This is a genomic window from Lacinutrix sp., assembly GCF_037625555.1.
GTDB lineage: Bacteria > Bacteroidota > Bacteroidia > Flavobacteriales > Flavobacteriaceae > Lacinutrix.
Genome location: NZ_JASJHV010000053.1, coordinates 1 through 2,578, shown reverse-complemented (window position 1 = coordinate 2,578; position 2,578 = coordinate 1). Strand labels below are relative to the sequence as shown.

The 2,578-nt window shown below is 32.2% G+C and carries 5 protein-coding genes; all 5 read left to right on the top strand.

Annotated features, from left to right (window positions below; translation table 11 throughout):
* The coding region (locus QNK89_RS04065; RefSeq protein WP_340169684.1) for a glutamate synthase-related protein at nt 1–468 on the top strand (468 nt) is incomplete at its 5' end.
* A gap of 7 nt (nt 469–475) precedes the next feature.
* Nucleotides 476–676: a hypothetical protein gene (locus QNK89_RS04060; RefSeq protein WP_340169683.1), complete on the top strand. Its 201-nt coding sequence runs from the start codon at nt 476–478 to the stop codon at nt 674–676.
* A 1-nt stretch (nt 677) separates the two neighbouring features.
* Entirely contained in the window at nt 678–1,079 is a 402-nt protein-coding gene (locus tag QNK89_RS04055) for a hypothetical protein (protein ID WP_340169682.1), read from the top strand.
* The gene (locus tag QNK89_RS04050; RefSeq protein ID WP_340169681.1) at nt 1,079–2,107 is read left to right on the top strand and encodes a Rieske 2Fe-2S domain-containing protein; all 1,029 of its coding nucleotides are present in this window, start codon (nt 1,079–1,081) and stop codon (nt 2,105–2,107) included. Before QNK89_RS04055 ends, QNK89_RS04050 begins: the two co-directional genes overlap by 1 nt.
* A 3-nt stretch (nt 2,108–2,110) precedes the next feature.
* Nucleotides 2,111–2,578, top strand: a 468-nt coding sequence (locus tag QNK89_RS04045; protein WP_340169680.1) for a hypothetical protein, incomplete at its 3' end; no start/stop codon positions are given.

Sequence of the window (2,578 nt, the reverse complement as noted above, 5' to 3'; positions counted from 1 at the left end):
TCTGCTCCTACTATTTTAAGAGATCATATTAATGTTCCAACCATTCCTGCATTAGCAAGAGCTAGAAAATATTTAGACAAAGTTGGTGCTTCGGATGTTACTTTAATAATTACTGGTGGTTTGCGTGTTGCTGAAGATTTTGCAAAAGCCATGATGCTAGGTGCAGATGCTATTGCAGTCTCTAATTCTGCTTTACAAGCTATTGGATGTTTAGGCATGCGTGCCTGCGGAAGTAATAATTGTCCGGTTGGTATTGCAACTCAAAAAGAATCCTTACGTAGTCGATTAATCATAGATTCGTCTGCCAAGCAACTACACAACTATTTTGATGCTACAAACAGTCTTATTAAAGTAGTCGCTAGAGCTTGTGGTTATGATGCTATTTCAAAATTTAACCATGATGATTTATCAACCTTTGATAGCGATATGCACAAATTAACAGGAATTAACTACGCAGGTATAAACTAATTAAAGGATGTTCGAAATACTCTTAGGAATTTTAGGTGTTTATTTTTTAATAGGTTTTCTATTCGGAATTTTCTTTTTAATTAAAGCGCCTAAAATTGATTCATTAATGGCAGACACCAAAAAGAAAGTTCGTTTTTTGCTATTTCCAGGTGTTATGGCAACCTGGCCTTTTTTAATAGGTAAATTATTCAAATCTAAAATGGCTTAATATGACTTCAGGACAACGAAAAGCACATAAATATATTTGGCTATTGTTAGCAATTGCAATTCCGCTAGTAATGATTTTTGCAGTGAAATATTTAGCTGTTTTTTCATCAAAAGTTACTATAGAAGCAACAGTTGCAGGATCAAAAAAAGCAAGCCTCAAATCATTTGAAAATGATATTGTAAAAACAGCTGTTTTTGAAAGTTATATAGAAATCATTTTAAAAGCTACTTTAAAAAACGCATCCTCTGTAGTTTATGAAATGGACGAAAAAGGCAATAAAACGAAGGTCATAGGACAAATAACAACTGCAGGTATCTACGAGTTTAATATTAATAATCTACCAAAAGGCATCATAATTTATGATGATTTAAAAAAGGTGGAAATAACTAAATTTTTATTTTAATGGGATTAGATTATAAATTAGTTCTTTGGAATAAGTACAAGAAAACTTACGATAAAATCATTGCAGCAAGCATGCTACTGTATATTATTTTGTTTGCAGCGATTACTTTAATTTTCAATTCTGAAACGAGCATAGAAACAATAGTCATAAGAGCTTTTGGGTCCTTAGCTATTATTATGCTGCATATTATATTAGTTATTGGCCCTTTAGCTAGACTAAATATTAGTTTTTTACCAATACTCTACAACAGAAGACATTTGGGTGTCAGTATGTTTATTGCTGCATTTATTCATGGTGGATTTTCTATGTTCCAATTTCATGCATTAGGTGATGTAAATCCTATTTACTCAATTTTTACTTCTAATATGGACTATGGTTCGTTAACCAATTTTCCGTTTCAGGTTTTAGGATTTTTTGCCTTACTTATCTTATTTTTAATGGCATCCACCAGTCATGATTTTTTTCTCGGAAACTTATCTGCAAAAGTTTGGAAGCGTTTACACATGATGATTTATGTTGCTTATGCGCTTATAATCGCTCATGTTTTTCTAGGTGCTTTTCAGCAAGAAACATCACCATTTACAATTGGTATTTTGGTCACTGGTTTTATACTTGTAGCAAGTTTACATTTAATTACAGCCTTTAAAGAACGTAAAATTGACAACGCGAAAACGTATAAAAAAGAAGGATGGCTTGAGGTGTGTACTATTTCGGAAATAGAAGAAGACAGAGCTAAAATTTTTACTGTAAACAATGAACGCGTTGCCATTTTTAAGTATGATGGAAAATTAGCTGCTATTCATAATGTTTGTAAACATCAAGGTGGCCCATTAGGCGAAGGAAAAATTATTGATGGTTGTATTACCTGTCCTTGGCATGGGTATCAATATTTACCAAGTAACGGACAATCTCCGCCACCTTTTACTGAAAAAGTAGCGACTTACGAATTGAAACTAGATGGAGAAATCGTTTATATACATCCACATGCTTTTGAGGAAGGCACAGAAGTTAAACCTTGTAAAATTTAAGTTATGAAAAAAAATGATGAATTTTACGTATCCTATATAACTGGTAGTTTAGGTCCAAAAACTAAAAAAACCTTAAAACGATTTTGTATAATTTCCATCCTAGCGATTGCAATTGGTGCATTACTCTTTAGTTTTTCTCAAAAACCATTTAAAAACAGTACGTTTGAGTTGTTAAACGAAGCTAAAATTACTGGTGTTTTTCATGAAAATCCGTATCCTATGCTTCGTGTACAAGTTGCAAAGAACACATTTAAAAACATATTATTATTAGGCTTTGGAAAATCAAGTGCTAATCCGTATTTCGTAAAACTTCAAAAGGAAGTGAAAGACTTAAACGGAAAAACGTTGCGCATTGAAGGGAATCTTATTTACTATAACGGAAAAACCTTAATTCAAATCACTGATGAAGAAAAGGTTTTACTTGTTGAAGTAAAGAACACAACTACACCTCGAAAAGAAGTTATTAGTAAC

What these genes read in the sequence shown, in the direction of transcription:
- QNK89_RS04060 (WP_340169683.1), top strand. Translation starts at nt 476, where the DNA reads ATGTTCGAAATACTCTTAGGAATTTTAGGTGTTTATTTTTTAATAGGT.
- QNK89_RS04055 (WP_340169682.1), top strand. Translation starts at nt 678, where the DNA reads ATGACTTCAGGACAACGAAAAGCACATAAATATATTTGGCTATTGTTA.
- QNK89_RS04050 (WP_340169681.1), top strand. Translation starts at nt 1,079, where the DNA reads ATGGGATTAGATTATAAATTAGTTCTTTGGAATAAGTACAAGAAAACT.